Genomic DNA, 24391 nt, shown 5'->3' with positions numbered 1-24391 from the left:
TGTCTATGTTGATACAACTGGTATTATGTAAAAAAAAACTACACATGGTTTGTCTAATACTTATGTCATACTAACATTGTAAATAATTTCATATTTTTATGTTAATAAATATATAGTTACACATTATTTTTATATTTGCTTTTTTCATTAATACACGGTCAATTCTGATAAATAAATAATAAAAACGTAAAAAAACTCTATTGTTATAAATAGTTATCATTTTACAAAGTTACAATTTTATATAGTTACAATTTTACCATCTTCATTTTTATTTTTCCTTCTTCTCCCTTTTCCTCTGCTTTCACTTTATCTACTAAATCCCTGAGCCGCCCGTCCGCAAGGAAAAGAGAGGAGATTTAAAAAACGGCGTGACTATGAAAGCGAAGAAGGGATGAGAGCATAAAGGTGAATCTTTTCAAGCGCGTCTTTTCTTATTTCATGATAATTTGGGGGACATCCTCTATGCCTCATTGTCAAGTAGATGCGTGCTAGCTTTCCCTGCAGTTTGACTTATTACCTGCCTTATGATATAAAATCTGTATTGTCCTTGCCGATTTGTGTTCTCCTGACTTAGCGCGGAAAAATTCAGCTTTCCCCTGCTTAATCTTATAAATAAGTCTAAAAGAGTAAAAGGTTCATGCCTATTCAATTAAGAGAATCTTACTGATGAGAGGAGAAACAAATATTGAAAATACTATTGTGCGGCCTTTTATGCGGCGTTCTGGTGTTGGTTTGCTGCCCGGCTTATGCGGATACGACGGCCGATCTGACGGAAGACAATGTTGCGGCTGGCGTCCCGTCTCCGGAACAAGCAGCTCTTTCAAACTTTCACGGCATCCTGGGCCTCGGGGTGTTCAATTTCAAGAAAATGGTCGGCGACAGCGACCGCATAACATTTCCGCTTCCCATTATCATTATTACGTATAAAGACCTGGCCTATTGGACTCTCGGCGGCGGCGGAGTATGGCTGCTCCAGTCGGACTATTACGCGGCAAAGCTCGGCTTGGGCATTAAAGCGCATCCAGGATGGAAATCGGGGGACGATCCCCTTCTCACGGATATGACTGAACGCAAGAACTCTGTTGACGGCTACATTAACGCGCTGGCGAAATCGCCCATCGTCAATATCAGCGCGGCTTTCTACCATGATATCGGCAATGTCAGCAAAGGCAGTTCCGCGTCTGCCAGAGTTTCGCACAACTTCTGGTTTGACCGAAAGTTCCGCTTGACGCCGAGTATCGGAGCTGAATGGCAGAACGCCAAGCTCGTCGACTATTATTATGGTGTACGTCTGTCTGAGGTCATTCCCAATAGGCCGTCCTATTCCGGTCGTGACACGATGAATATCAGCGCCGGACTGGGAGGTCTTTATCTTATTAATCGTAACTGGTCTCTACTCGGAGGTCTCTACGCCGTCCATTTCGGCAACGGCATTACCGACAGCCCCATTGTGAAACAGAGCAACACGGCGCTTGTCTATTTCGGCGGCGGCTGGTTATTTTAAATCCTTCTCCCCGCGCGTGATACTCCGCAGGAACATGAGAGCGAGCCTTCAGCGGAATATAAAGCAAAGATGTCGGCTGGAAAAGAGCATCGGAAATGGCGCCCGCCTGAACAAGACGGGCTTTCTTATTTAAGCACCCGGCTATCTATCCGGGGTAATCTTGACACAAAACCCGGCCACAAATCCCTCATAGTTGTTATTTGGTGAAACCGGTCATTCCTGTCTGAAAGAAGCTGTTATAGCGACCGTCAGCCTCGGTTCTTCTCAGCAGATCCTCGGCAACTGCTCGCCTTGGAGCATATCAATGATACGGGTTCCGCCGATTGCGGTTTCGAGAAGAACAGCTCCGGAAGGACCTTCCGCAATATCACCGATGATCGCGGCATGACGGCCAAACTCGTGCTGATGCATTGCAGTCACGACAGCCTCCGCGACGGATGCTTCGACGATCGCGATCAGTATGCCCTCATTCGCCACAAAGATCGGATCGAGACCGAGGAGACTGCAGGCGCCTTTCACGCCCGGAGGTATTGGAAGGGACGGTTCCTGGATACGTATGCAGAGGCCCGACTCCAGTGCCGCTTCCTTGAGCGTCGTGGCCAGTCCGCCACGCGTGGGGTCGCGCATAAAACGTATCGCGTTCGGTGCTGCGTACATCGCATTGACAAGACCATTCAGCGCCCTCGTATCGCTCGTGACCGGGGGATCAAAGGTGAGCCCGTTTCGTTCCGACATGACCGCAACACCGTGGCTGCCGATATCGCCGCTGATAATGACCTTATCGCCTTTTTTGATACTCGACGCGGAAATGTCCCGTCCCTCAGGCACCACGCCGATGCCCGAGGTATTGATGAATATCCCGTCCGCTTTGCCTTTGTTCACTACCTTGGTATCGCCTGCGACGATCTTTACCCCGGATTTTTGAGCAGCAACAGCCATGGATGAAATGATTGCTTTCAGATCAGCGATCGGGAACCCTTCTTCGATCACAAATCCCGCAGTGAGATACAAAGGTTCCGCCCCGGAAACAGCGAGATCGTTCACCGTACCGTTCACGGCAAGATCGCCGATGTTGCCTCCGGGAAAGAACAACGGGGTGACCACGTAGGAATCGGTGGTATAGGCAAGCCGGTGTGATGGGACAGTCACGAGCGCTGAATCGCCTGTTCCTTGAATACCAAACGCAGGCCCGAAATACGTCCGGATAAGTTCGTGCATCAGCTTGCCGCCGCTTCCGTGACCGAGAAGAATTCTATCCATGCTCACTCCCGTATTTATAATATGCCGCACAGCTCCCCTCGGTGCTGACCATGCACGGCCCTATGGGATTTTCCGGCGTGCACCCGGTCCCGAAAAGCGCGCATTCCGTCGGGACTTTTACCCCCCGAAGGATATCGCCGCAGGAACAGAGCTCCGGTTCTTTGGCATCAGAGACCGGCGGATGGAACTTTACGTTGGCGTCATATGTCGCATATTGATCTCTGAGCTTCAGCCCGCTCCCGGGAATAACACCGATCCCCCGCCAGTAGGCGTCTGCAGGCTCAAAATATTTCTCGAGCAAGGCAACGGCCCGGGGGTTTCCTTCCGGTCGAACAACACTCGCATATTGAATCTCGATTGCCGCCCTTTTCCCGGCGATCTGCCGAACGATCATGAGAATGCCTTCTATGATCTCCCCTGCCGCGAATCCGGTCACCACGGATGGCTTTTTATACTGTTCGGCAACAAACTCATACGGTAGTGTGCCGATGATCGTGCTGACATGACCCGGCAGGATGAAGCCGTCCACGTGAACATCCGGCGAATCGAGCAACGCTTTCAACGCCGGCGGTACAAGCTTGTGCGCGGTGAAAATAGTAAAGTTTTTTGTTCCCGCCGACTCAGCATGGGCGATGGTGCCCGCAATGAGCGGCGAAGTCGTTTCAAACCCAGTTGCAAAAAAAACGATCTCCTTCTTCGGCGACTGTTGAGCAAGCGTCAGCGCATCAATGGGAGAATAGAGCACGCGCACATCAGCACCCTCGGACCGCGCTTCAAGAAGCGACCCTTCCCCGCCCGGGACCCGCATCATATCGCCAAAGGTCGCCAGAATGACCCCGGGGTTCCTCGAGATCGAGATCGCCGCATCCACGTCACGCACCGAGGTAACGCATACCGGGCAACCCGGCCCGCTCAGGAGCGTGATGTTTTTCGGGATAACATCGCGAATTCCGTGCCTGAAGATCTCGACGGTATGGGTCCCGCAGACCTCCATGAGCTTGAGCGGCCGGTTGATGTTGCCCATAAGTGCATCCAGCTCCATGAGCATTTTCTTCATGGCATTCCCGACGTTACTTCCTCTCCCCGAGGGGGAGAGGACTGAGGTGAGGGGGTGTTCATGTCATGCAATGTTCGACAAATTACTTCCCCGACTCCTTCAATATTATTCAATATGTCTCTGTCGCTGAATCGGATTACCTTGATACCTGCCTTCGCCAGCATTTGTGTCCTCATTGCATCTCTTTTTAGCCCTGTTTCCTCGTAATGTTGACCGCCGTCAGCCTCAATACACAGTTTATATTTCGGTGAATAAAAATCGAGAATATACCCGCTGACCGGGAACTGCCTCCTGAATTTCGCATCTGCGACTTGCCGATTTCTCAAGAGAGACCAGAGCTTCCGTTCTGCATCTGTTTGATTTTTTCTCAGCAGTCGCGATTTGTCGATAGCAGGCCGCTTCATCCCCCTCACCCTACCCTCTCCCCAATGGGGAGAGGATTTTAAAAACCAAGCTTCTTAAGCCTTTCCCTGACGATATACGCCTGCCCCAGAGAAATGCACGCGTCATTACACGGTACTTTATGATTTATAAAAACGTTCATGCCGTCCACGGACAGCGCATTGATCAGCCGGTTCAGGATAAAAAGGTTCTGGAACGTGCCGCCGCTCAGGGCGACATCCTTGAACCCGTACTGTTCACTCAATCCCCTGACCATTGTGCAGATAACCGATACTACGGTATTATGAAACTTTGCTGCGATAATATCTGTTGCCATGCCTTGTACGAGGTCATTGATGATCACCAGTATCATGGGAGAGAAATCGATGATAGTATACTCATTTTCTTTCTTGAACTCAACGTGATACTCATCATCTACCCCCTCCTTCGCAACAGCTTCCAAAGCCATTGCCGCTTCACCTTCAAACGTATTCCGATCGCAGATGTCGAGCAACGCGGACACGGCATCGAACAGCCGTCCCGCACCCGATGCGAGAGGTGAAAATTCCCGCGATTGCGCTATTATCATAAGATTCTCGATCGTTTCCTTGCCATACCTTGAGGTAAACCCTATGCGTTCCAGACAATCCCAGGCTTGGTCTCCTGCCGCGTCCATAACATAGCTCACCGCTGTTTTCCATGGCTCATTGATCGCGGCCTCTCCGCCCGGCAGCGAGACATACTTGAACTGTCCAACCCTGTCGAATCCCGTGATATCCGCGATAAGAAATTCCCCGCCCCAGAGATTGCCATCAATGCCATACCCGGTGCCGTCGAACGCCACGCCGATGACCTTTGCTGTCAGTCCATGCTCGGCCATCACGGATCCGATATGGGCATAGTGGTGCTGGATGGAATGCCGAATAATTTCGGATTGCCGCCCCCCCTCACCCTTGCCCTCTCCCTCAAGGGGAGAGGGTGCCTGAGATAGCGCCCATTGTGTGGAAAGGTACCCTGGATGCAGATCATGCGCGATTACGATCGGATTGACACGATAGACTGCTTTTAGATTCGCGAGGCATTCCTCAAAGAACTTTATGGTCTCGTAATTCTCCATATCACCGATATGCTGGCTCACGATAGCGAACTTCCCCTTGGTCAGCGTGAAGGTGTTCTTGAGATCGGCGCCGCAGCCGAGCACCTCCGGTCCTTCGTCGTGAAGGGCAATGGGGTCAGGCGCGTATCCGCGGGAACGACGTATAAAAGACAGCTCGGAGTTCCCCCGATAGAAACGTTCGAGGGCAGGCTGCGTGTGAAGTTCGGAGTTGTTTTCACTCCGCAATCCGCAATCCGCATTCCGCAATCGCATCACCGAATCATCCACCCGCATAAAGATGTCGCGGTCATGCAGGAGGAAACCGTCAACAATGCCGGAAAGCTTGAGGATGGCTTCATCATTGTCGCGTACGATCGGTTCTTCCGACAAATTGCCGCTCGTCATCACCAGGGCCTTGAAATGAGGTTCTTTGAATCGAACTCCGGATTCGCCCGGATGAGTGAACAACAGGTTATGCAAGGGCGTGTAAGGCAGCATACATCCGATATAATTATTGTTCGGCGATACATCCGCGGCAAGCACATCACGACCCTTCTTGCGTAACAGAACGATAGGCCGCCTGTTCGACAGCAGGACCTGCTGCTCCTCTTGAGAGATGACGCAGAATTGTTCTATACTTTGGATATCATACGACATGACTGCAAAGGGCTTGTTGCTCTTCCTTTTCCTTTCCCGCAATCTTCTGACAGCATCATCGTTACCTGCATCACAGGCAATATGAAATCCGCCGAGGCCTTTGACAGCGACTATACCTCCGTCCTTCAACATCTGTATCGCTTTTTTCAAGGCTTCTGTTCCTTCAACTCCGAACTCCGAACTCGGAACTCCGAACTTCACCCGCGGTCCGCAGGTCGCGCACGCATTCGGCTGGGCATGGAACCTTCTGTTTTTAGGATCGTGATACTCCTGGAGACAATCGGGGCACATCATGAAAGGCGCCATCGTGGTGTTCGGACGGTCATACGGCACCGACCTCGTGATGGAATAGCGGGGGCCGCAATTCGTGCAATTGATGAAGGGGTAAAGGTATCGCCGGTCAGACGGGTCAAGCAGTTCCCTCAGGCAATCATCGCACGTCGAGACATCGGGCGATACGAGGGTAAAGGGACGACCGGCTGCAGTATCGGTGCTGGCAAGAATGGCAAAATCAGTGTATCCGTGATGGGGCAGCGGAGTTATGGTGAGGTCGGTTATCCGGGAGAGCGGCGGAGATTCGCTGCGAACGCGCTGGACAAAATCGGCAACCCGTGCTCCCTCGATGTCGATCAGAACGCCTTCAGTGGTATTCGTTACATATCCTTTGAGGTCGAGAGACTCCGCAAGGGTATAGACAGCGGGCCTGAAACCAACGCCCTGCACAATGCCTTTGATTATGATCTGAACCCGCTCAACCATGTGGCCCATGCATCGATCCCCGCGCCGCTCGTGCAGGAGACCTCGAATATCTTCAGTTTTGGATTGAGCGCCAGTGAATCGTTTCGTACCTTGTTCATGTCGGTATTCATGTACGGCAGCAGGTCCATCTTGTTCAGGACCAGGGCCGATGACTCGCGGAACATGAGCGGATATTTGAGCGGCTTGTCATGTCCTTCGGCGATCGAAAGGACCATCATCTTCATGTCTTCGCCTACCTTGAACTCTGCCGGGCAGACAAGATTCCCGACGTTCTCGATAATCAGCATGTCGAGCTCGCGAAGCGGCAGATCGTCCAGCACCTCGCTGATCATATTCGCGTCCAGATGGCACGCCCCACCCGTGTTGATCTGAACAACAGGTACATCGAGCGCACCGATGCGGTCGGCATCGTCCTGTCCCACGATGTCCCCTTCGATCACCCCGATCTTCCTATGCGGCTTGAGCGCCAGGATCGTGCGCTCCAGCAACGTCGTCTTGCCGGCCCCCGGAGCACCCATCAGATTTATGACGAATACACCCGCATCCTTGAACTTCTTCCGATTTTCCTCGGCAATCCTGTCATTCGCTTCAAGTATGCGCGTAACAACCTTGACTTTCACTGGCTCCTCTTTTTTGAGGATCTGTTCCCCTCGCGTCCCTCGTCCATCGTCCCACGTCTCACGTTCTTCAATGCATCTCCATCTCGGAAATCTCCATTTCACGACCACGGCTGATCTCAAACTCCTTCGATCCGCAGAGAGGGCAGGCAAATATATATTGGGCATCGGGAACATCAAATTCTTTTTTACAGGAACCGCACCTTCCGCCCACCTGCACGATCTCGATGGTCATTGTTGCGTCTTTAGCGACCGTCGGCTCTTTCAGCGCATCAAAAGCGAACTGAAGGGACTCGGGCATGACACCGGTTGCCTTTCCGAGCCTGACGATGATCGACTCAACCGTTGTACAGCCCTGCTCGCGGCACTGTTCATCGACGATTTCCAGGATACTATGGGCAAGGGAAGACTCATGCATAATTTCACCGGTCTGGAACACTTCTGCCTTGATCGATTGAATGGCAAATCCCGCATGGACGAGGACATAATCACCGACCCTGGGCTCCTCGGAGAGCAGGATGATGCTCACGTCCTTTCTCGCGCCGTATACGTCGATCGTTGCCATTTCACTATTGATCGATATTACTTTAGCGGGGACCGCAAGGCACATGGCACGTTCCACTCTTGAAGTTTAGACACCATACGTTCGACAAGCGTATTTACTTTATCCCATATCTCCGGGGTCATGTCAAGACCGAGTTCCATGCTCTTTGGCTGAATGCCGATAATACAGATGTCCTTTGGCGAGGTGTCGGACAACTTCACGATGGACAAAACGTCCAGGAGACCCAGATGATGCAGCGATGTCTTGGTGCTGAACTTCGCCGGGATCGCTTCATTTTCCAGGATATCGATGTACCCCGGTTCCCGATCGAAATTCACGGCGTCGATCATGAGCAGTTTTTGCCTCCCGTCGATAAACGGAAGCAGGTCGAGGCCTGCGGCCCCGCCGTCGATGATCTCGACGTAGTCCGGAACTGAGTATCGCTCCTGGAAAGCGTTCACCGTATGGACACCAACGCCCTCATCCATCAACAGGATGTTGCCAAGTCCCATGATCGTTACTGTTGGTTCTTTTATAGAGTACATGCTCCTCCCGAAAAAAAAGCCCTCCGCCTCCCGAAGCAGCTGCCGCCAAATAAGGAGGAGAGGGCTTACGTTTGATGACTTTTTGACGACGCGCTACAGGGCTTTCACCTTCACGATATCGTTGCCCTTGGCATCAACCATGTGTATCGCGCATGCCAGACACGGATCGAAGGAGTGGACTGTTCTTAAAACCTCAAGCGGCTTTTCCGGATCCGCCAGCGGCGTGCCTACCAGCGATGCTTCGTACGGTCCCGGGGCGCTGTCCCCGTTCCTCGGGCTCGCGTTCCAGGTCGACGGTACGACGCACTGATAGTTCTTTATCTTTCCGTTCTTGATCACGCTCCAATGGGACAGGATCCCGCGCGGCGCTTCGTGGAAACCGACCCCTCTGATCTCCCCGCTCGGAAACACGGGCGCGTTAAAGGTCTTCACATCACCCTTGCCGATGTTCGCCACCAGTGCATTCCACTGGGTGGTAAGCTCATCGTACAGAACGGCACAGCGGATGGCGCGGGCGCCGATGCGGCCGATGGTGGAATGCAGCGCCGCGGGACCGACCTTGGTCTTGGCAAGACTGCTGATCGTGGCAAGCATATCCCCGACGTATTTCTTCGTACCGGCATGTCCGGCGGCGTACATGCACAGCACGTTCGCGAGCGGACCGACCTGGGCCGGCTTTCCGTAGAACGTCGGCGCCTTCACCCATGAATACTTGTCATCATACTGCATTCCGGTGTAGTTCGGATCGGTGGTCTCATCCCACGGATGCTTGTTCCAATCGCCCTTATACCAGGAATGCTTGATGCTTTCCTTTACCCCGTTCTTGAAGTACTCATCATTGAAGCTCTTGATCGGCGTGAAACTGGCAAGGTCGCCGTTCGCGATGTAGCCGCCCGGCAGCGCGAAGACCGTTCCCTTGGTATCCATGGGGAGATCGGGCGCTGAAAGATAATTGGTAACGCCTTTCCCGTATCCGGTCCAGTCCGCATAGAATGCGGCCACGGCAGCGACGTCCACGAGCATTGCGTTCTTCACGAAGCTTCCGACCTCGTCAATGAGCGTCTTGATGTAGTAGAGCCGCTCCATGTTGAGTGTGGACTGGTTGTCAGGGTTGATGGCGTTCGCCACACCGCCGACCGCGAGGTTCTGGATGTGCGGCGTCTTGCCGCCAAGGATCGACACAACCATGTTGATCCTGCGCTGGAAATGGAGCGCCTGAAGATAATGGGATGTCGCGAGCAGGTTGACCTCCGGGGAAAGTTTCATGGCCGGGTGGCCCCAGTATCCATTGGCGTAAATGCCCAACTGGCCGCTGCTCACGAATGTTTTGAGCTTCTCCTGCACTTCCTTGAAATGCTTCGCTGAATTTTGGTCCCACGAAGACAGGCTTTCGGCCAGCTGCGATGTCTTCTTCGGATCGGCCTTCAATGCCGAGACGATGTCCACCCAGTCAAGCGCCGCGAGATGATAGAAGTGGACGATATGATCGTGGACCCCGTGTGCGGTGATCATCAGGTTCCGGATGAACTGCGCGTTCAACGGTATTTCCAGATTCAGAGCGTTCTCGACTGACCTCACCGAGGTCAGGGCATGGACGGTTGTTCAGACCCCGCAAATACGTTGCGTAAAGAGCCAGACCTCCCGGGCATCGCGTCCCTTGACGATATTCTCGATCCCGCGCCACATCTGGCCGGAGGTCCAGGCTTTGGATACCTTGCCGTTCTCCACTTCGCACTCGATCCGCAAATGTCCTTCTATACGGGTAATAGGATCTATAACAATTCTTTTTGACATTGTAGAATCTCCTTAAGATAAAATTATGCGTGCTCCGCCTTCGGCAGAACCGGGAATTTTTTTACGATATACAGATACGCCATGATCTCGAAGGAGATGATCCCGAACGTGATCATGATCTCCGAGAATGACGGGAAATAATGCCATCCCGGTCCCGGACTGAGTGCGATCAAGTAGGAATTGAAGCGGTACAGCGAGCCGGCCAGAATGATGGCCGCCGCGGAAAGGAACAGCGCGCGGGGCCGGGTCCTGTTGCCCTTGTTCATGAGGACCACCAGCGGATAGACAAAAAGCGCAATCTCGATGATGAACATGAGGGTATTCTTGTTGAAGTGGAAGAGCGAACCAAGCGCTCCCCGGAAGATGACATCGCCAAGCCTGACGACCACGAAGGAGCCGAGAAGCCAGGGTATGATCCCGGACAGTCTGGCAAGCATGGACGTCTCCATGGGCCGCTTGAGGCCCTGGGACGAGTAGATGGATTCGAAGATGACGATGCCGTATCCCATCGTAACGGCTGAGATCAGATACAGGAGCGGCAGCATTCCGGTCTGCCACAGCGGCGAGAGTTTCTTTCCCGCTATGATCATCATGGTGCCAAGGGAAGACTGGTGCATGGTTGGCAGCAGTATGCCCACGGCGATGAAGAAGAACAGTATTTTGTTCCAGAATTTCTGCAGGCCCCGGACATCCCAGTTTTGGACAAATTTCGGCAAACCATGCTTGTGCTTGACCAGACCTTCAAGGAAGGCCGGAATAAACTCGAGCCAGAGCACCAGTGAGTACAGGGCGATACAGAGGGCCACTTCGAACAGGATCGAGTTCGGATTCGCAAAGGCCGGCAGAAACAGGTTATAGGCCTGCCAATAGCGCCCGATATCGAACATGACCGAAACTCCGGCAAGGGTATATCCGAACATGCTTGCCAGAAGCGCCGGCCTCACAAGCGGATGGTACTCGCCCTTGTTCATCACGTAGACCAGAATAGCCATGGCGTATCCGCCGCAGGCCACTGCCGTGCCGGCGACCACGTCATAGGCGATCCAGATGCCCCAGGGGTAGCCGTCGTTCATGTTCGTTACCGAGCCCAGTCCAAAGATGAAACGGATGACCACCAGCGCCGCGGCAAACAATGCGAACGCCATCAGCACTTTAAATGGTTTTGTGAGTACTTCTCCACCTATTGGTTTGCTTTCCTCTGACATAGGTCTCTCCATGATTAGGGATGATTTATTCGTCTTTTGTGTTCTTGTGTACGATGTATACCAGTCCGCCCAGGAAAACGATCGGGGCGATCATTCCTTTGTACAGGGTGTGTTGAATGGTCTCGGATTGCTGGGCCGATGGCTTCTCCTCCAGGTCCGGCAGGCCAAGCTTGTCAAACGGGACACCCGCAAGGTAGAGCACTTGCGTGCCTCCGCCTTCTTTCTCGCCATAAACGCGGGGGATATAGGGAACAACCATTCGTTCCGTCATCTGCCTGCCGTTTACGCGTTCAACCGGGTACATTTCAGAGTCGCCTGGCTTGTAGGTGAGGCGCTTTTTCGCTTCAGCGAGGAGTTCCTCCACCGGTCCAAAAACACAGGCCCCGGTCGGACAGAATTCCGCGCACGCGGGAATCTCGCCCTTCTTAAGACGATGGGAACACAGCTCGCACTTTCGGATCTCTGGAAACGCCTTCTCCCACTCAAACTTCGGGATATTGAACGGACAGGCGAGCTGGCAATACCGGCAGCCGATGCAGGCATCCTTGTTGTATGTCACGATACCGGTCTTTTCATCCTTCTTCAAGGCAGATACCGGGCAGGCCGAGGCGCATGCCGGGTCCACGCAGTGCATGCATTGGCGCTTGATATAGGCATGGCCGTCCTTCTCGCGGTCCTTTACCTCTGCGGTGCCGTCCTTGTACAACTTGATGCTGTTATAGGTCTTTGAATCGTTATCGAGTGGATTGTCCCAGAGTTCATCGCTCGAGGAAAAGCTCGGTGGTGTTTCATTATACTGTTTGCATGCCGATACGCAGGCCTTGCACCCGACACAGACCGTGGAGTCATACAACAGACCCACGGCCCCGGTGATGCGGGCCTTCGCGTCGCGGGCAAGGGCCGGACCGGCATTCGCCGCCACCATCAGTCCGCCGGCCGCGGCTACTTTCAGAAAATCTCTTCTCTTTATCTCCATAGGTTATATCTCCCCGTGGCCTTATTATTTCCCTTTTTCTTCCTTGTCAAGCTTCTTCACGACCCCGTTGACGGCTGCATAGGCCGCGCCCGCAGCCGCGGCCGCGACCGCCACTCCACCGAGCGAAGCGCCTACGCCCTTGCCCTGCTGTTCAACAATATGCGGATAGGTGTCGGGCGGCGTTACCAGATGCAGATTTGCCTTCGTAAAGAGAGGCTTATTAAAGCCAATGCCCCCCTCGGTACAGCCGAAGCAGGGATGACCGATGCCGACCGGCCATGTTCCGCCGCCTACATCGCCGAACTGGATCGTCGGGCAGTTCGCGTAAGTCTCCGGCCCCTTGCAGCCCAACTTATAGAGACAGTATCCTTTGCGGTGGTTTTCATCACCGAACTCGGTGGCAAACCGGCCGGCATCGAAGTGTGGTCTTCGCTCACAATTCTCGTGGATCAGCCTGCCATAGGCGAACTTGGGTCTCCCCAGTTTATCGAGTTCGGGAAATTTTCCGAAGGTGACATAATAGAGGACCGTTGAGAGGAAGTTATACGGGCTCGGCGGGCAGCCCGGAATGTTGATGATCGGTTTGTCCTTGATGATCTGGTGCACCGGTGTCGCCCCGGTCGGGTTTCCGCCTGCTGACGGAACACCGCCCCATGCGGCGCAGGACCCGATGGCTATGATGGCCGCCGCATCTTTGGATGTTTCCTTCAGAATATCCAGCGCTGTTTTGCCGCCGATCATGCAGTAGATGCCGTTGTCTTTAATCGGGATCGAGCCGTCCACGACCAGGATGAATTTCCCCTTGTTCTCCTTAATTGACGCCGCGCGCGCAGCTTCGGCCTGGTGGCCCGACGGAGTGCTGAGCGTTTCATGGTAATCCAGGGAGATCAGGTCGAGAATCAAATGTTCAAAGGACGGATGGGTGGAACGAAGAAGGGCTTCTGAGCAACCGGTGCACTCCTGAGCTGAGAACCAGATCACCGGCGGTCGTTTTGCCGCTTTCGTGACCGCCTCCGCGATCTGGGCTCCCATCCCAATCGGCAATCCCATCCCGACTGCCATGACACTGCAGTACTTCATAAAATCCCTGCGTGAAACACCACCCATGTGATTGCTCAATGCCTTGAAATCCGTATTCTTCATACTACCCCCCTCGAGAAAAAGAAAATTTCACCAAAGTTATGTTTGCCGGAGACCAATGGAAAGAGTAAATAGCCAAAAAAAAGATTACCTGCTAAATGTAATTATTAAAAGTTCTAATAGTAATATCACTAATATCAGAAATACCAATGGGTGTCAAGAAATTTGTGTACTTTTGTAGCGTTTTATTGTTGTTTTGACTGGCCCCTATTATAATGCTGTACGACACACCAGAATGACACTCTGAAGGGCTCGGAATGACATCTCCGCCCATGTAGTGATTTGAACAACAGGACACTGCTGATGAGCAGGTTGTTACACAACATCATTTTATATATAGTCGGAACGTCATTTCTTATTTCAACCCCGAAAGATAGTCAGCCAGGTCATTGATTTCCTGCTCCGGCAAGTGACTGAAAGAAGGCATGTCGCTGTTTGCGTTGTGAAATTTTGGATTCTTGATCTGCTCGATAATATATTCACGGGAACGCTTGCTGCCGACAAAGGTCAAATTTGGTCCGGCGGCTCCGCCTTTCCCTTTGATGGTGTGACACTCATGGCACCGGCTATTCTGAAATATCTGCACGCCCCGGGAATTCATTTCACACCCGTTCATGGCAATAATCAAAAAACCGATTACAAGCATGCTGAGAACATATCCATTTTTTATCATAACATCCCTTTATTGGCTGCAGGCATCGCACCGTAGTGAATAGGCGTATACGAGTATATACGCCTATCCGAAATACCCATTCGATCTAAAACCGTCCCTATTTGGATATCTTAATTACCCAAAAAGGATCGTAAAAAAACAGCCTGTGCAGATTAAAGTATAGCTCAAGAAAGATCAATTGCAAGGTAAGATAAAAACGCGGTCACGCATGATTTAGTGACATGAATAAAGAGAAACCGCTGGGGAAAAGGCGGGGACAACTCGGGTGTTGTTCACCTACCGCTTCGGAGAGTGCTCTCTATAGCACACATTAAGACTATGCTCTTACTCTCTTTTTACCGCACTCTTTATAACCATAATTCTTTTATCGTTCTTCGTCAAAACAGCATAAAATTATGCCCCAAAACATATGAAAAAAACTATGGACATTTACTTTATTTGTGTTAACATCTTTATATAGCATATGTTACTGACTAAAATACATATGCTACCTTTAGTTACATTTGATATTTTTGCTGTTGTTATTATTATATTTTTATTTCTATAACTCGATACAATTAGTAGCGCGGAATTCAACCGCATATTCACAACCTTTATTTGAAACGGAGTACCTGTATACACGAAAACTAACAGTACAGGAGGATAAAACAATGGTTAATAGAATCGTATTGGTGGTAGTTCTGGCGTGTTTGACGGCATTCGGGCTGAGAGGTGTGCTGCCTGCGCTTTTTGAAAGCAATTCTATTTCAGCTTATGCCGACATCCTTTTCTTGCTTGCGGCTGTAGTTCTGTTCGGAGTAGCGGTTTACGAAGCCTTTATCAAGACTTCTCCTGCTCCCAAACTGAAATAGATCCGTTGGTATTTATCAGCAATATCATCAATGGGACAACAGAGCCGATGATCTCAACCCTCCGGATATAATGAGATCGGAGAACGGGTTATAGGGCAGGAAAGATGAGGAGTAAAATCCGCCGAGTGCGTCAGGGGAGGAAACCATGTCTGATCTTATTATCAAAGCAGCCAGTATTTTCATCGCAGTGTTCGCAGCAGTCGCCTATATTGTGATGGCGTGGCCGTTCTTTTTGGCCGTCGTCGCTGTTTGGATGGTCTGGAAAGCATCAAAATATGGCCGAAAATTGTGGAAGGGTTACATTGAGAAGCTGATGCAAATACCGAATTACCTTTAGGCTTTTTATCATAAGATAAGCCTGCATCTGACGCATGTTCATCCATTGTTAGCTCACTAGAGCCTTGCCCGGATCAAAGCAAGAACGTATCCGTCTGTGCTGGAGCAGGCTCTGTTGTGTAATTCCCTACCTCCTTGTCAATTCAGATAAATCACTTATTCTCTGACAGATGTTGTATTTCTCCCTTTTTCGAGAACTGTGCTGACAACCAATGGTATATGGCATCTCCTCCCCTGCGATAAGTGCGTCTCGATCGTTATGGAGATGCATGCACCAAAGTCTTTGACTTCCCGAATACCCAGGCAATTCCAAAGCCTCCCATATAAGAACGTTTGGTCTTCACTAAAGGACTTTTTTCGAATACTGCGCCGGTCAGTTCATCGTAGCGGGCGAATGCGCCGAACCAGATATGTTCAAAACGTTTGCTTAACGCGAGAACCAACAGTGTACCGCTGTATCCGGATTGAGCATCATAGGAGGGACGGATATTGGGAATGGCATACTGCGGGGAAACCTGGTAGTAGTAGTCATGATATTGTTCCGTGGCGAAGAGCGGGCCGAGTGCAAAGCCGAAATTCCACTCTCCACCGGGACCAATGTTCTTGAGATCAACATTGAGCTGTGGATTGGCGACAAATCCGATTCCGGAGAATTGGGACAGGTCCGTGGCCACCACGGCGCGAACCGGAAAGCGGAACTGCACTACCCGGTCGGCGTCACACTTGCTGAACAGGCACACTTCCAGAGACGGCCCTATCTGTCCGGCTGGATCGAGACTGGGCATACCGGTCCTCGCGGAGTTTTTGCCGCTGTTTACCGGTACTCCCAGGTCTGCGCTAATATTCAGCACCACTCGTTCTGATTCGAACAGCAGACCGTACATTCCCTTCCTGTCCACCCGCAGGATCTCCCCTCGATACACAAGATAAGGCAAGGGCAGGAAATATCCCCGGTTCTGGTCAGAACCCCGGTAATCCGGAATACTCAGGCCGGTAACACCCACTCCCGCTTCCCAGAGAGGTAACTCCTCCGCGCCGCAAAGAGAAACCAGCAACGCACACAGGAATCCCGACAGAAAAACGATGAATCGTTTCATGATGTTATTTGAAGGTCTTGAGTATATATTTTGCTATTTCTCCGGCATCCTTGTCCGAGAGGGTCTTTGCATCGAACGTGGTCATACCCGGGCCCGGTGTCCGCATAATTTTGACGATATCGGCTTCGGTTTTAATCTTGCTCGCGATGAGGTCTTTTTTGTGCAGTGTTTTCTTTGCATTGATGATATTTGCGCCAGCAGGGTGACACAGGGCGCAGTGTTCTTTGAACTTCTCCTCGCCGGGGTTGCCGGTTGACGGCTTTTCCGCTAACGCAGGCGCTCCGATGCCCAGAATGGATATGACCGCTATAGTCAATATTATTTTTTTCATGGTATTTCTCCTCTTTGTTTTTGATCCCAATCAGTCTGAGATATAACTATTATAGCTAAAATAACTTTACTTGCAAGAAACTAAACCGATACTGAGCCAGTACCATTAAAATCTAAACAAGATGGAATGAATTAATCTAAGGACAGCAATTCGACAGGATAACAGGATGAACAGGATATTAAATACAAGCGCATATTTTTATCCGGCGTTATTCTGCAATCCTGTCAATTATATTATTACTGCAGGTCCGCGTTCGTCTCGTGTTGAGCGTTGAAACGCGAGTGGATCACCAGATACCCGGAGAAGAGAATGAGGATGCCGCCGAACAGGGCGACGAATGATGGGGTTTCCGACAGGAACAGATACGCGAGCGGGATCGCGGCGAGCGGTTCCATGTAACCGAGGATCGCGGCATGCTGGGCCATCACTTTTCTGAGTGCACTATAATAGAGGAGCGGGGCAAGCGTGGAATGCATCACGCCGGTTATCAGTAGAAGACCCGCTGTGCGATAGCCGATATGATAGTTCATAAACAAGGCCCACGGTGCTGTCACGATCGTCGTGGTCCAGAGCAAGATAACAACCGCTTTGTGATGGAGCAGCATCTGGCTCAGTTTTCGCGAATAGATGATAATGAACGCATAGGCGATTCCGGAAACCATTCCGGCGATGATCCCGGACGTATCACCAGTTCCTATGCGGAGGCCTCCTCCGGCCAGCACGATCAAGACCATGCCGAGGGCTGCGACGGGAAGGGAAACGAGGGTCACCTTCAGGAGCCGTTCGGCGATGATGAGCGGCGCAAGGACAGCGACAAAGAGCGGCGCCGTGTAGTGGGTAAACACGGCGTTCGACACCGAGGTGTGCGCCAGTGAATAAAAATACGTGACATTGTTCGTGACCGACGAAACAGCAAGCAGGGCAAAAAGCCACCAGACCTCGCGAACACCTGAAAGATCAAGTTCTCCTCTTATGCTCAGCACCGCAGGCACCGTGAAGCTTGCGACCAGCGATGAATAAAAGAGAACAACGACTGCAGGAAGGGCAAGCCAGCGTATGATGATACCCCAGGTGCTCCAGATCAGCATGGCGGCTATAATTTTAAGGTAGTTGTTCATTCGAATGCGGAATTCGAAGTGCAGATTGCGGACTGGAAAAGAAAAATGCGGAAGAAGAAGCGAAAAAACGGCCCCTCATTCCGCATTTGTCAATCCGCACTCCTAATTCGTTAGGTCCCCATTTCCCACGATGCGAGGTACTGTTTCTGCTCGGGTGTAAGCTTGTCGATCTTCATGCCCACGGCCCGCTTAGTAGCGGTAGTGCTCCGACTTGTACGGGCCTTGCTTCGGCACGTTGATGTAAGCGGCCTGCCGGTCGGTCAGCTCGGACAGTTGCGCGTTCAGCGTCTTCAGTTGCAAACGCGCGACTTTTTCGTCGAGGTGCTTGGGCAGCGTATACACACCAATCGGATACTTGTTGGAGCCCTTCTGCGCCTCAGTCCACAGCTCGATCTGCGCGATGGTCTGGTTGGCGAAAGAAGAGCTCATCACGTAGGACGGATGGCCGGTGCCGCAACCCAGGTTCACCAGACGCCCCTTGGCCAGCAGGATGATGCGTTTGTTGTCAGGGAAAATCACGTGGTCTACCTGCGGCTTGATCTCTTCCCACTGGTATTTTTCCAGCGAGGCGACGTCGATTTCGTTATCGAAGTGACCGATGTTGCACACGATAGCGTTGTTCTTCATCTTCACCATGTGGTCATGGGTGATGACGTGGAAGTTGCCGGTACAGGTCACAAAAATATCGGCCTTGTCGGCGGCGTATTCCATGGTGACGACGCGGAAGCCTTCCATCGCGGCTTGCAGCGCGCAGATCGGGTCGACCTCGGTCACCCAAACCTGAGCCGACAAAGCGCGCATGGCCTGTGCCGAGCCTTTACCCACGTCTCCGTAACCGCAAATAAGCGCGATCTTGCCCGCGATCATCACATCGGTGGCGCGTTTGATGCCGTCCACCAGTGATTCGCGGCAGCCATACAGGTTGTCGAACTTGGACTTGGTGACGGAGTCGTTTACGTTGATGCCGGGGAATTTCAGTTCGCCGCGTTCATGCATCTGGTACAAACGGTGCACGCCGGTGGTGGTTTCCTCGGTCACACCCTTCACGGCGGCGAGGCGCTTGGAATACCAGGTTTTGTCGGTTGCCAGCTTGGCCTTGATCGAAGCGAACAAGATGGTTTCTTCTTCGGAAGTCGGCTTGCTGATCACCGATGCGTCTTTTTCAGCGCGTGCGCCCAGGTGCAGCAGCAGCGTGGCATCGCCGCCGTCGTCCAGAATCATGTTGGTCAAACCGCCACCCGACCATTCAAAGATGCGGTGCGTATAGTCCCAGTACTCGGTCAGCGTTTCGCCCTTGACCGCGAACACCGGCGTGCCACCCGCAGCGATAGCAGCGGCAGCGTGATCCTGGGTCGAGAAGATGTTGCATGAAGCCCAGCGGATTTCCGCACCGAGCGCCTTCAGCGTCTCGATCAGCACGGCGGTCTGGATGGTCATGTGCAGCGACCCGGTAATGCGCGCGCCTTTCAGCGGCTGGGTCTTGGCGAACTCCTCACGGATCGCCATCAGGCCGGGCATTTCAGTTTCGGCGATGGCGATTTCTTTGCGGCCCCACGAGGCCAGGTTGATGTCGGCGATGACGTAGTCTTTAGGTGACATAAAGCTCTCCATTCAGGTTAATGAATGGGCGCCGTTGCTGCCTGTTGAATCACCCCCTCGAGCCTGACAGACCCACCTTGCGGTGACTGCTGCAGCGCCCCTCGACGGGGTGGGTTGATGTTTGAATTACAGTCCTGCGTCTGCGCGTAAGGCAACAGCCTTGTCAAATGTTTTTCCAGACTCAACTCCGCACGCAGCCTGCCCCCGAATGTTTCTATCGGGGGAACTCCCCACTCCGAACTGACGTTAAAGCCCCGCTTCCTTTTTGAGTTTCGCCGCTTTGTCCGTCTTTTCCCAGGTAAACTCAGGCTCGGTCCGGCCAAAGTGTCCATATGCCGCGGTCTTTTTATATATTGGCCGCCTGAGGTTCAGCGTTTTCACGATACCCTTGGGCGTCATGTCAAAGTTTTTCCTGATGATCTTGACCAGTTTGTCATGATGGATCTTGCCGGTTCCGAAATCGTCCACATGGATGGAGACCGGATGGGGAACGCCGATGGCATAGGCCAGTTGCACCTCTACCTCCGTGCAGAGACCGGCTGCCACGATGTTCTTCGCAACATAACGAGCCATGTATGATGCGGATCGGTCGACCTTCGTCGGGTCCTTGCCCGAGAAGCAGCCGCCGCCGTGGCTGCCGACGCCGCCGTAGGTGTCCACGATGATCTTGCGGCCCGTGAGGCCGGTGTCGCCCATGGGACCGCCGGTCACAAACCTGCCCGTGGGATTAATGTGATAGATAATGGTTTTTTCATCGAGCAGTTTCTTGGGAAGCACCGGAAGGATCACCTTCTCGATGATCTCCCTGCGCAGTTGCTTGAGCCCGACATCGGGACTGTGCTGGGATGAGACCACGATCGTGTGAAGCCTGTAGGGTTTGCCTTCCCGATATTCGATGGTCACTTGGGACTTTCCGTCCGGCCTCAGATAGGGAAGGATCTCCTTCTTTCGCACTTCCGAAAGTCGGCGGGTGAGCTTATGCGCGAGCATGATGGTCATCGGCATCAGTTCCGGCGTTTCATCGCAGGCATAGCCGAACATGAGGCCCTGGTCTCCGGCGCCGCCGGTGTCAACGCCCATGGCGATATCAGGCGACTGAGAGTGGACCGAGGTGATGACCGCGCAGGTCTCGGAATCGAACCCGTACTTTGCCCGGGTGTAGCCAATGTCCCTGATGGTCTTCCGTACGATGTCCGGGATCTCCACATATCCCTTTGTGGTGATCTCGCCCGCTACCATGGCGAGACCGGTGGTCAGGAGCGTCTCGCAGGCCACGCGGCTCATCGGGTCCTGCTCCAACAGCGCGTCAAGGACCGCATCTGAAATCTGGTCGGCTATTTTGTCCGGATGACCCTCGGTTACCGATTCCGAGGTAAAAAGGTAATTCTTGTTAATGCTGCTCATCTGATCTCCTTCCGGCCATTATGACCATCACTATTTATTTTTCATAACACAGCTGCCGATTTTGCTGCCGGTGACCGCTGTCAATAACCGTATCGTCGATGCTTCGATGGCGTTAAATAAGGTAGTACAATACATTAACTTGACTGAATTTTCAATATGTTTTTTGTCAGGACAGCTTCTCGCTTCAGCGATGACGTGTTTGAAAACCTTCTTGCGCGAATAGGCGCCCGGTCCCTCTGCCCGACGTGCCCGCCATCGCAGCCCCGGCCCCCCCGATATTCGGGCTTGAATGATTGCTCTTATCGCAAAAAATAAAACAGTGGGGGTAGAGAGGATAACCGGGGATGAGTTAACGGGCAGAAGCGGAAAGAAAAACGATCCCGTTCAGAGCGTAATGCGGCGTCATATGCATCCATGCTACTTTGTTTCCTCTGCAATTTCTTTCTGCAATTTGACGGGATCAAATGGGAGCGCCTGTGCAACGAAGCTTGCGATACCCGGCAGGGGCTGTAAATAACGCACTTCGAAGTTAACGCTCCCCTTCGGGGGAATGACACTGCCTTTCCCCATCAGGATCTTCACTTTTAATTCCTGAACGTTCGCGCCTCGCTTGGCCAGGATGTCGTAATCACGCTGGTTGTAGATCTGGTTGCCGTTCAAGAGCCTGATTTTTGAAAGGACGGCTCCCTGGGCATCATAGACCTCTAAAACCACATGCCAGGCGGTCCTCTCCTTTTCCGTGGCATTCTCGATGGTGCCTGAGACAAGCAGGTCCCCATTCGCGTCCACGGATCCGACCGGGTTTACGATCTGCAGCCCTTCTATCGAGACCATCTCACTCGCCGCGTCTTTCACCTCCACCTTTTGAGGAGATGGTTGAAGAGTGACAAAAACACCATACCCTGCCAGACCGAGTATGATTAACGTTCCGATTACGATAAAAAACATTCTTCCCGAATGGGAGGTTGTCGCAGCATACACGGGTTCCTTCACTATTCGTTCCGTCGCAGGAGAATCCGGCGGAGCAGTGGAACGGGTGTATTCTTTCTGAGGTACGGCCGGTTGGATCGGAGTTGCCGGCGGAGGTGAAACAGGAGGTGTTGGTCTGTCAGGTTCAGGCAGGGTTTCTCTTTCAGGTGTGGGCTTGGCTTTTTGCTTCGGGACGAAAAACGGCTCCGGCTTTGGCTCAGGTTGAGATTCAACAGAAGGTACGGTCTTTGGTTTCGATTGCATCAGAGGCTCAAGCTTAATTTCAACAGCCGGCTCGGGCTCCGGTGCCGCTGCAGGAGCTACATGATCCGGTTCGGTAAAAAACGGGGCATTTTCTTCCAGCGCATCCTCATGGGTGGTCTGAGCGGTAAGGTCAAAAGTGTGTGATTCCTTCTCTGGAGGGGCAGTTTCCCTGGCAGCAGGTTCCGCTGCTTCCGACGATAAAGGCGCCGCAGCGGGTATGGGCTTCTGTTCGAACAGGTCGAGAACGGAAACAGCGCCATGGGAAAGGATATACTGCTCAAAATCCTCATGCGTGATCCTGACATATGCGCCACAACGCGTACACGGGAATTTGATCCCTGTTCCGGTTATCTTATCATCCGAGACACGGAAAAGCTTGTTGCACTTTCCACACCGGACTTCCATCCTGCGCAGCCTCCTGTTGGTAAATCGCTTGTTGGTCTTTGTATTTGTTCTATTGTAGTATATTTTAAAGAAATAATCTACTCTTCTGTATTATTTTTTTCTTCCCGGTCTGCGTCGGGTATTTCTCCCCGTGCGCCGGCGATACGGTACTCGTCCGAGGCCCATTTCCCCAGGTCGATCAGCCTGCATCGCTCAGAGCAGAACGGCCTGGATCCATTCCCGTTCCAGGGTGCTTCTTTTTTACATATCGGGCAGGTGATTGTTCGGTCTTTCATGTTTTTGTCCGGAGTCGGATTGGTTGTCTTCCTGTTTACTTCAGAACATACGCTATCGGCACTTCGATCCATCCATGAACAGAAGGCATGGGCGCGGCGCGGTATACGGCCCGGATCGAAGCGGTGTCCAAAATTTCGTAGCCGGAGCTTTCCACTACTTCATTTTTTTCACACTGCCGGATGGATCTCTTTAAGGGTGTGGACAGGTAACTTCGCCTGCCTTGCCCGCTCCTGCCTTGCCATACTCCCGACTTTTCAGCGCAGAGTCATCGCGCTATACAGTAATCGATCAACCTCGTCAATGACCTCTTTAAACAGTCCGCCGTGGCTCTTTGAGCGGGAGAAGAGTTCTTCCCTGAGAGTCTGGATTTCAAGGTCATCGCACCGTTCATAGGTTATAGGGGCATTCTGCATGGCAAACCGTTCCCGTATCAGGAGATGTTTCGCCTTATCCACGAATGGCAGGAGCAATTCTCCGGTCCTTTCCAGTTGCTCATTGATTGTCTGTGGCCTGTCATCTGTCCTCTGTCTTCTTAAAATTTCAGCGAGCTCTTTTACCATGACAGAGAGCGTGCAGTATTCGAGCCCCCGCACCCCACGCCTCCACTGCAGAAGCATGGGATTCCTCCAGAACCAGAGAAAGTTCCGTTGGCCGAACTCGATCAGACCATTCACCGCCCACTCAAACTCCGACAGAAGAGGCTCATGGAAAACCACGGGGCGGGGTTCATTTTCGTAAGCCGCCGGAATATCGCGGAGAACGATCTGCTCGCAGCCAAAATAATTCCAGATATTCCGCAGCATCGCTACACCGTTCAGATCGCACGGCGTATCGAAATGAACGAGTGAAAGCAAAACCCTTCCCTTTCCGAACGATCCTTCAATTACGGCGGGTTCACCAAGCAGGCGCATCGGGTCGAGATGGATCTGGTAGACGCGCTCAAGTTCAGGCCAAGAGCCGACGGCTTCAGCGTCGCCTACGTTCACATCAGAGCTGAAGGAATCAGGCATTGCTTCGCCATAGGTCGCAAGAACGTTCACGCTTTGGCCGTCGATGACAAACTGAGACGGCCACCAGGCGTGGAAGACAAGTTCGGAATTAACGCCTTCACCTTCAGGAATGCCCTCCCAAAGAGGATGGTTATTCACCTTCAATTTGATTCTGCCGCTGAAGCTCGGGACGCGCTCTTTCGTCGGCCTTCTCGTGACCGGCACGAGACCGATGCCGTCCATGGTTGCAAGCCCTGCCCCGCCGCAAAATCCAAGGTACGCGCCGCCGTCATGGATGAACCTTTTAATCGCTTCAACGCCGTCCTGACCCAGGGTCTTCACCTTGTTCGAGGCCCACCCGCCCGGAACGAACAGAGCGGTATGCCGGTCCAGGCAGCCATTTCTAACGTCTTCCGCCCTTACCAGGGTAAAGGGAAGCCCGGCACTCATCAGGGCCTTGTACGCCATAAGCCCCCAAAGGAACGACTCGTCCCAGAGGAAAGCAATATTTTTTTTTTCCAAACTTCGATCTCCGATCTCCGCA

23 protein-coding genes and 1 riboswitch are annotated in these 24391 nt (G+C 52.4%); of the genes, 3 read left to right on the top strand and 20 right to left on the bottom strand.

What is annotated here, in order from left to right; genetic code table 11:
• Nucleotides 1-685 precede the first annotated feature (685 nt).
• Nucleotides 686-1504 (top strand): MipA/OmpV family protein, encoded by an 819-nt coding sequence (locus tag M0R70_09370; protein ID MCK9419573.1) that lies wholly within the window; start codon nt 686-688, stop codon nt 1502-1504.
• A 264-nt stretch (nt 1505-1768) separates the two neighbouring features.
• Here the strand turns inward: M0R70_09370 and hypE are convergent, their stop codons facing one another.
• The 12 genes from hypE to M0R70_09310 form a co-directional block, all read right to left on the bottom strand.
• Complete coding sequence (hypE, locus tag M0R70_09365; protein MCK9419572.1) at nt 1769-2764, bottom strand: hydrogenase expression/formation protein HypE; 996 nt, start codon at nt 2762-2764, stop codon at nt 1769-1771.
• Nucleotides 2757-3821 carry a hydrogenase formation protein HypD gene (hypD, locus tag M0R70_09360; GenBank protein MCK9419571.1) on the bottom strand — a complete coding sequence of 355 codons (1065 nt, stop codon included), beginning with the start codon at nt 3819-3821 and terminating at the stop codon, nt 2757-2759. Before hypD ends, hypE begins: the two co-directional genes overlap by 8 nt.
• Complete coding sequence (locus M0R70_09355; GenBank protein ID MCK9419570.1) at nt 3818-4225, bottom strand: endonuclease domain-containing protein; 408 nt, start codon at nt 4223-4225, stop codon at nt 3818-3820. The genes hypD and M0R70_09355 overlap by 4 nt, the downstream gene beginning before the upstream one ends.
• 38 nt (nt 4226-4263) lie before the next feature.
• On the bottom strand, nt 4264-6723 hold the full coding sequence (hypF, locus tag M0R70_09350) for a carbamoyltransferase HypF (protein ID MCK9419569.1): 2460 nt from the start codon (nt 6721-6723) through the stop codon (nt 4264-4266).
• Nucleotides 6690-7334, bottom strand: coding sequence for a hydrogenase nickel incorporation protein HypB (hypB, locus tag M0R70_09345; protein MCK9419568.1), 645 nt, complete (start codon nt 7332-7334; stop codon nt 6690-6692). The genes hypF and hypB overlap by 34 nt, the downstream gene beginning before the upstream one ends.
• Before the next feature lie 67 nt (nt 7335-7401).
• Nucleotides 7402-7941: a hydrogenase maturation nickel metallochaperone HypA gene (gene hypA / locus M0R70_09340; protein MCK9419567.1), complete on the bottom strand. Its 540-nt coding sequence runs from the start codon at nt 7939-7941 to the stop codon at nt 7402-7404.
• Nucleotides 7914-8420, bottom strand: coding sequence for a HyaD/HybD family hydrogenase maturation endopeptidase (locus M0R70_09335; GenBank protein ID MCK9419566.1), 507 nt, complete (start codon nt 8418-8420; stop codon nt 7914-7916). The genes hypA and M0R70_09335 overlap by 28 nt, the downstream gene beginning before the upstream one ends.
• A 93-nt stretch (nt 8421-8513) precedes the next feature.
• Entirely contained in the window at nt 8514-10214 is a 1701-nt protein-coding gene (locus M0R70_09330) for a nickel-dependent hydrogenase large subunit (protein ID MCK9419565.1), read from the bottom strand.
• Between the two features lie 23 nt (nt 10215-10237).
• The gene (gene hybB, locus M0R70_09325; GenBank protein MCK9419564.1) at nt 10238-11419 is read right to left on the bottom strand and encodes a Ni/Fe-hydrogenase cytochrome b subunit; all 1182 of its coding nucleotides are present in this window, start codon (nt 11417-11419) and stop codon (nt 10238-10240) included.
• 25 nt (nt 11420-11444) lie between these two features.
• Nucleotides 11445-12389, bottom strand: a complete 945-nt coding sequence (gene hybA / locus M0R70_09320) for a hydrogenase 2 operon protein HybA (protein MCK9419563.1) — start codon at nt 12387-12389, stop codon at nt 11445-11447.
• A 30-nt stretch (nt 12390-12419) separates the two neighbouring features.
• On the bottom strand, nt 12420-13538 hold the full coding sequence (locus M0R70_09315) for a hydrogenase small subunit (protein ID MCK9419562.1): 1119 nt from the start codon (nt 13536-13538) through the stop codon (nt 12420-12422).
• A 352-nt stretch (nt 13539-13890) separates the two neighbouring features.
• Complete coding sequence (locus M0R70_09310) at nt 13891-14208, bottom strand: cytochrome c (protein ID MCK9419561.1); 318 nt, start codon at nt 14206-14208, stop codon at nt 13891-13893.
• Nucleotides 14209-14858: 650 nt separating this feature from the next.
• Between M0R70_09310 and M0R70_09305 the strand changes: the two genes are divergently transcribed.
• On the top strand, nt 14859-15059 hold the full coding sequence (locus tag M0R70_09305; GenBank protein ID MCK9419560.1) for a hypothetical protein: 201 nt from the start codon (nt 14859-14861) through the stop codon (nt 15057-15059).
• 145 nt (nt 15060-15204) lie between these two features.
• The gene (locus tag M0R70_09300; protein MCK9419559.1) at nt 15205-15396 is read left to right on the top strand and encodes a hypothetical protein; all 192 of its coding nucleotides are present in this window, start codon (nt 15205-15207) and stop codon (nt 15394-15396) included.
• A gap of 256 nt (nt 15397-15652) precedes the next feature.
• Here the strand turns inward: M0R70_09300 and M0R70_09295 are convergent, their stop codons facing one another.
• From M0R70_09295 to M0R70_09260, 8 genes are all read right to left on the bottom strand, one after another.
• Nucleotides 15653-16492, bottom strand: coding sequence for a MipA/OmpV family protein (locus M0R70_09295; protein MCK9419558.1), 840 nt, complete (start codon nt 16490-16492; stop codon nt 15653-15655).
• Nucleotides 16493-16496: 4 nt separating this feature from the next.
• Nucleotides 16497-16823: a c-type cytochrome gene (locus tag M0R70_09290; GenBank protein ID MCK9419557.1), complete on the bottom strand. Its 327-nt coding sequence runs from the start codon at nt 16821-16823 to the stop codon at nt 16497-16499.
• A gap of 236 nt (nt 16824-17059) precedes the next feature.
• Entirely contained in the window at nt 17060-17941 is an 882-nt protein-coding gene (locus tag M0R70_09285; GenBank protein MCK9419556.1) for a DMT family transporter, read from the bottom strand.
• A 189-nt stretch (nt 17942-18130) separates the two neighbouring features.
• Complete coding sequence (ahcY, locus tag M0R70_09280) at nt 18131-19552, bottom strand: adenosylhomocysteinase (protein MCK9419555.1); 1422 nt, start codon at nt 19550-19552, stop codon at nt 18131-18133.
• Between the two features lie 7 nt (nt 19553-19559).
• Nucleotides 19560-19649, bottom strand: a riboswitch (S-adenosyl-L-homocysteine riboswitch).
• 137 nt (nt 19650-19786) lie between these two features.
• Complete coding sequence (gene metK / locus M0R70_09275) at nt 19787-20944, bottom strand: methionine adenosyltransferase (protein ID MCK9419554.1); 1158 nt, start codon at nt 20942-20944, stop codon at nt 19787-19789.
• A 417-nt stretch (nt 20945-21361) separates the two neighbouring features.
• The gene (locus M0R70_09270; GenBank protein MCK9419553.1) at nt 21362-22582 is read right to left on the bottom strand and encodes a zinc-ribbon domain-containing protein; all 1221 of its coding nucleotides are present in this window, start codon (nt 22580-22582) and stop codon (nt 21362-21364) included.
• Between the two features lie 77 nt (nt 22583-22659).
• Nucleotides 22660-22857 carry a DNA gyrase inhibitor YacG gene (locus tag M0R70_09265; GenBank protein ID MCK9419552.1) on the bottom strand — a complete coding sequence of 66 codons (198 nt, stop codon included), beginning with the start codon at nt 22855-22857 and terminating at the stop codon, nt 22660-22662.
• Nucleotides 22858-23112: 255 nt separating this feature from the next.
• On the bottom strand, nt 23113-24369 hold the full coding sequence (locus tag M0R70_09260) for a BPL-N domain-containing protein (GenBank protein ID MCK9419551.1): 1257 nt from the start codon (nt 24367-24369) through the stop codon (nt 23113-23115).
• Nucleotides 24370-24391 lie beyond the last annotated feature (22 nt).

The organism is Nitrospirota bacterium (assembly GCA_023229435.1).
Classification (GTDB): Bacteria; Nitrospirota; UBA9217; order UBA9217; family UBA9217; genus JALNZF01.
This window is presented reverse-complemented; position numbering and strand designations above follow the sequence as displayed.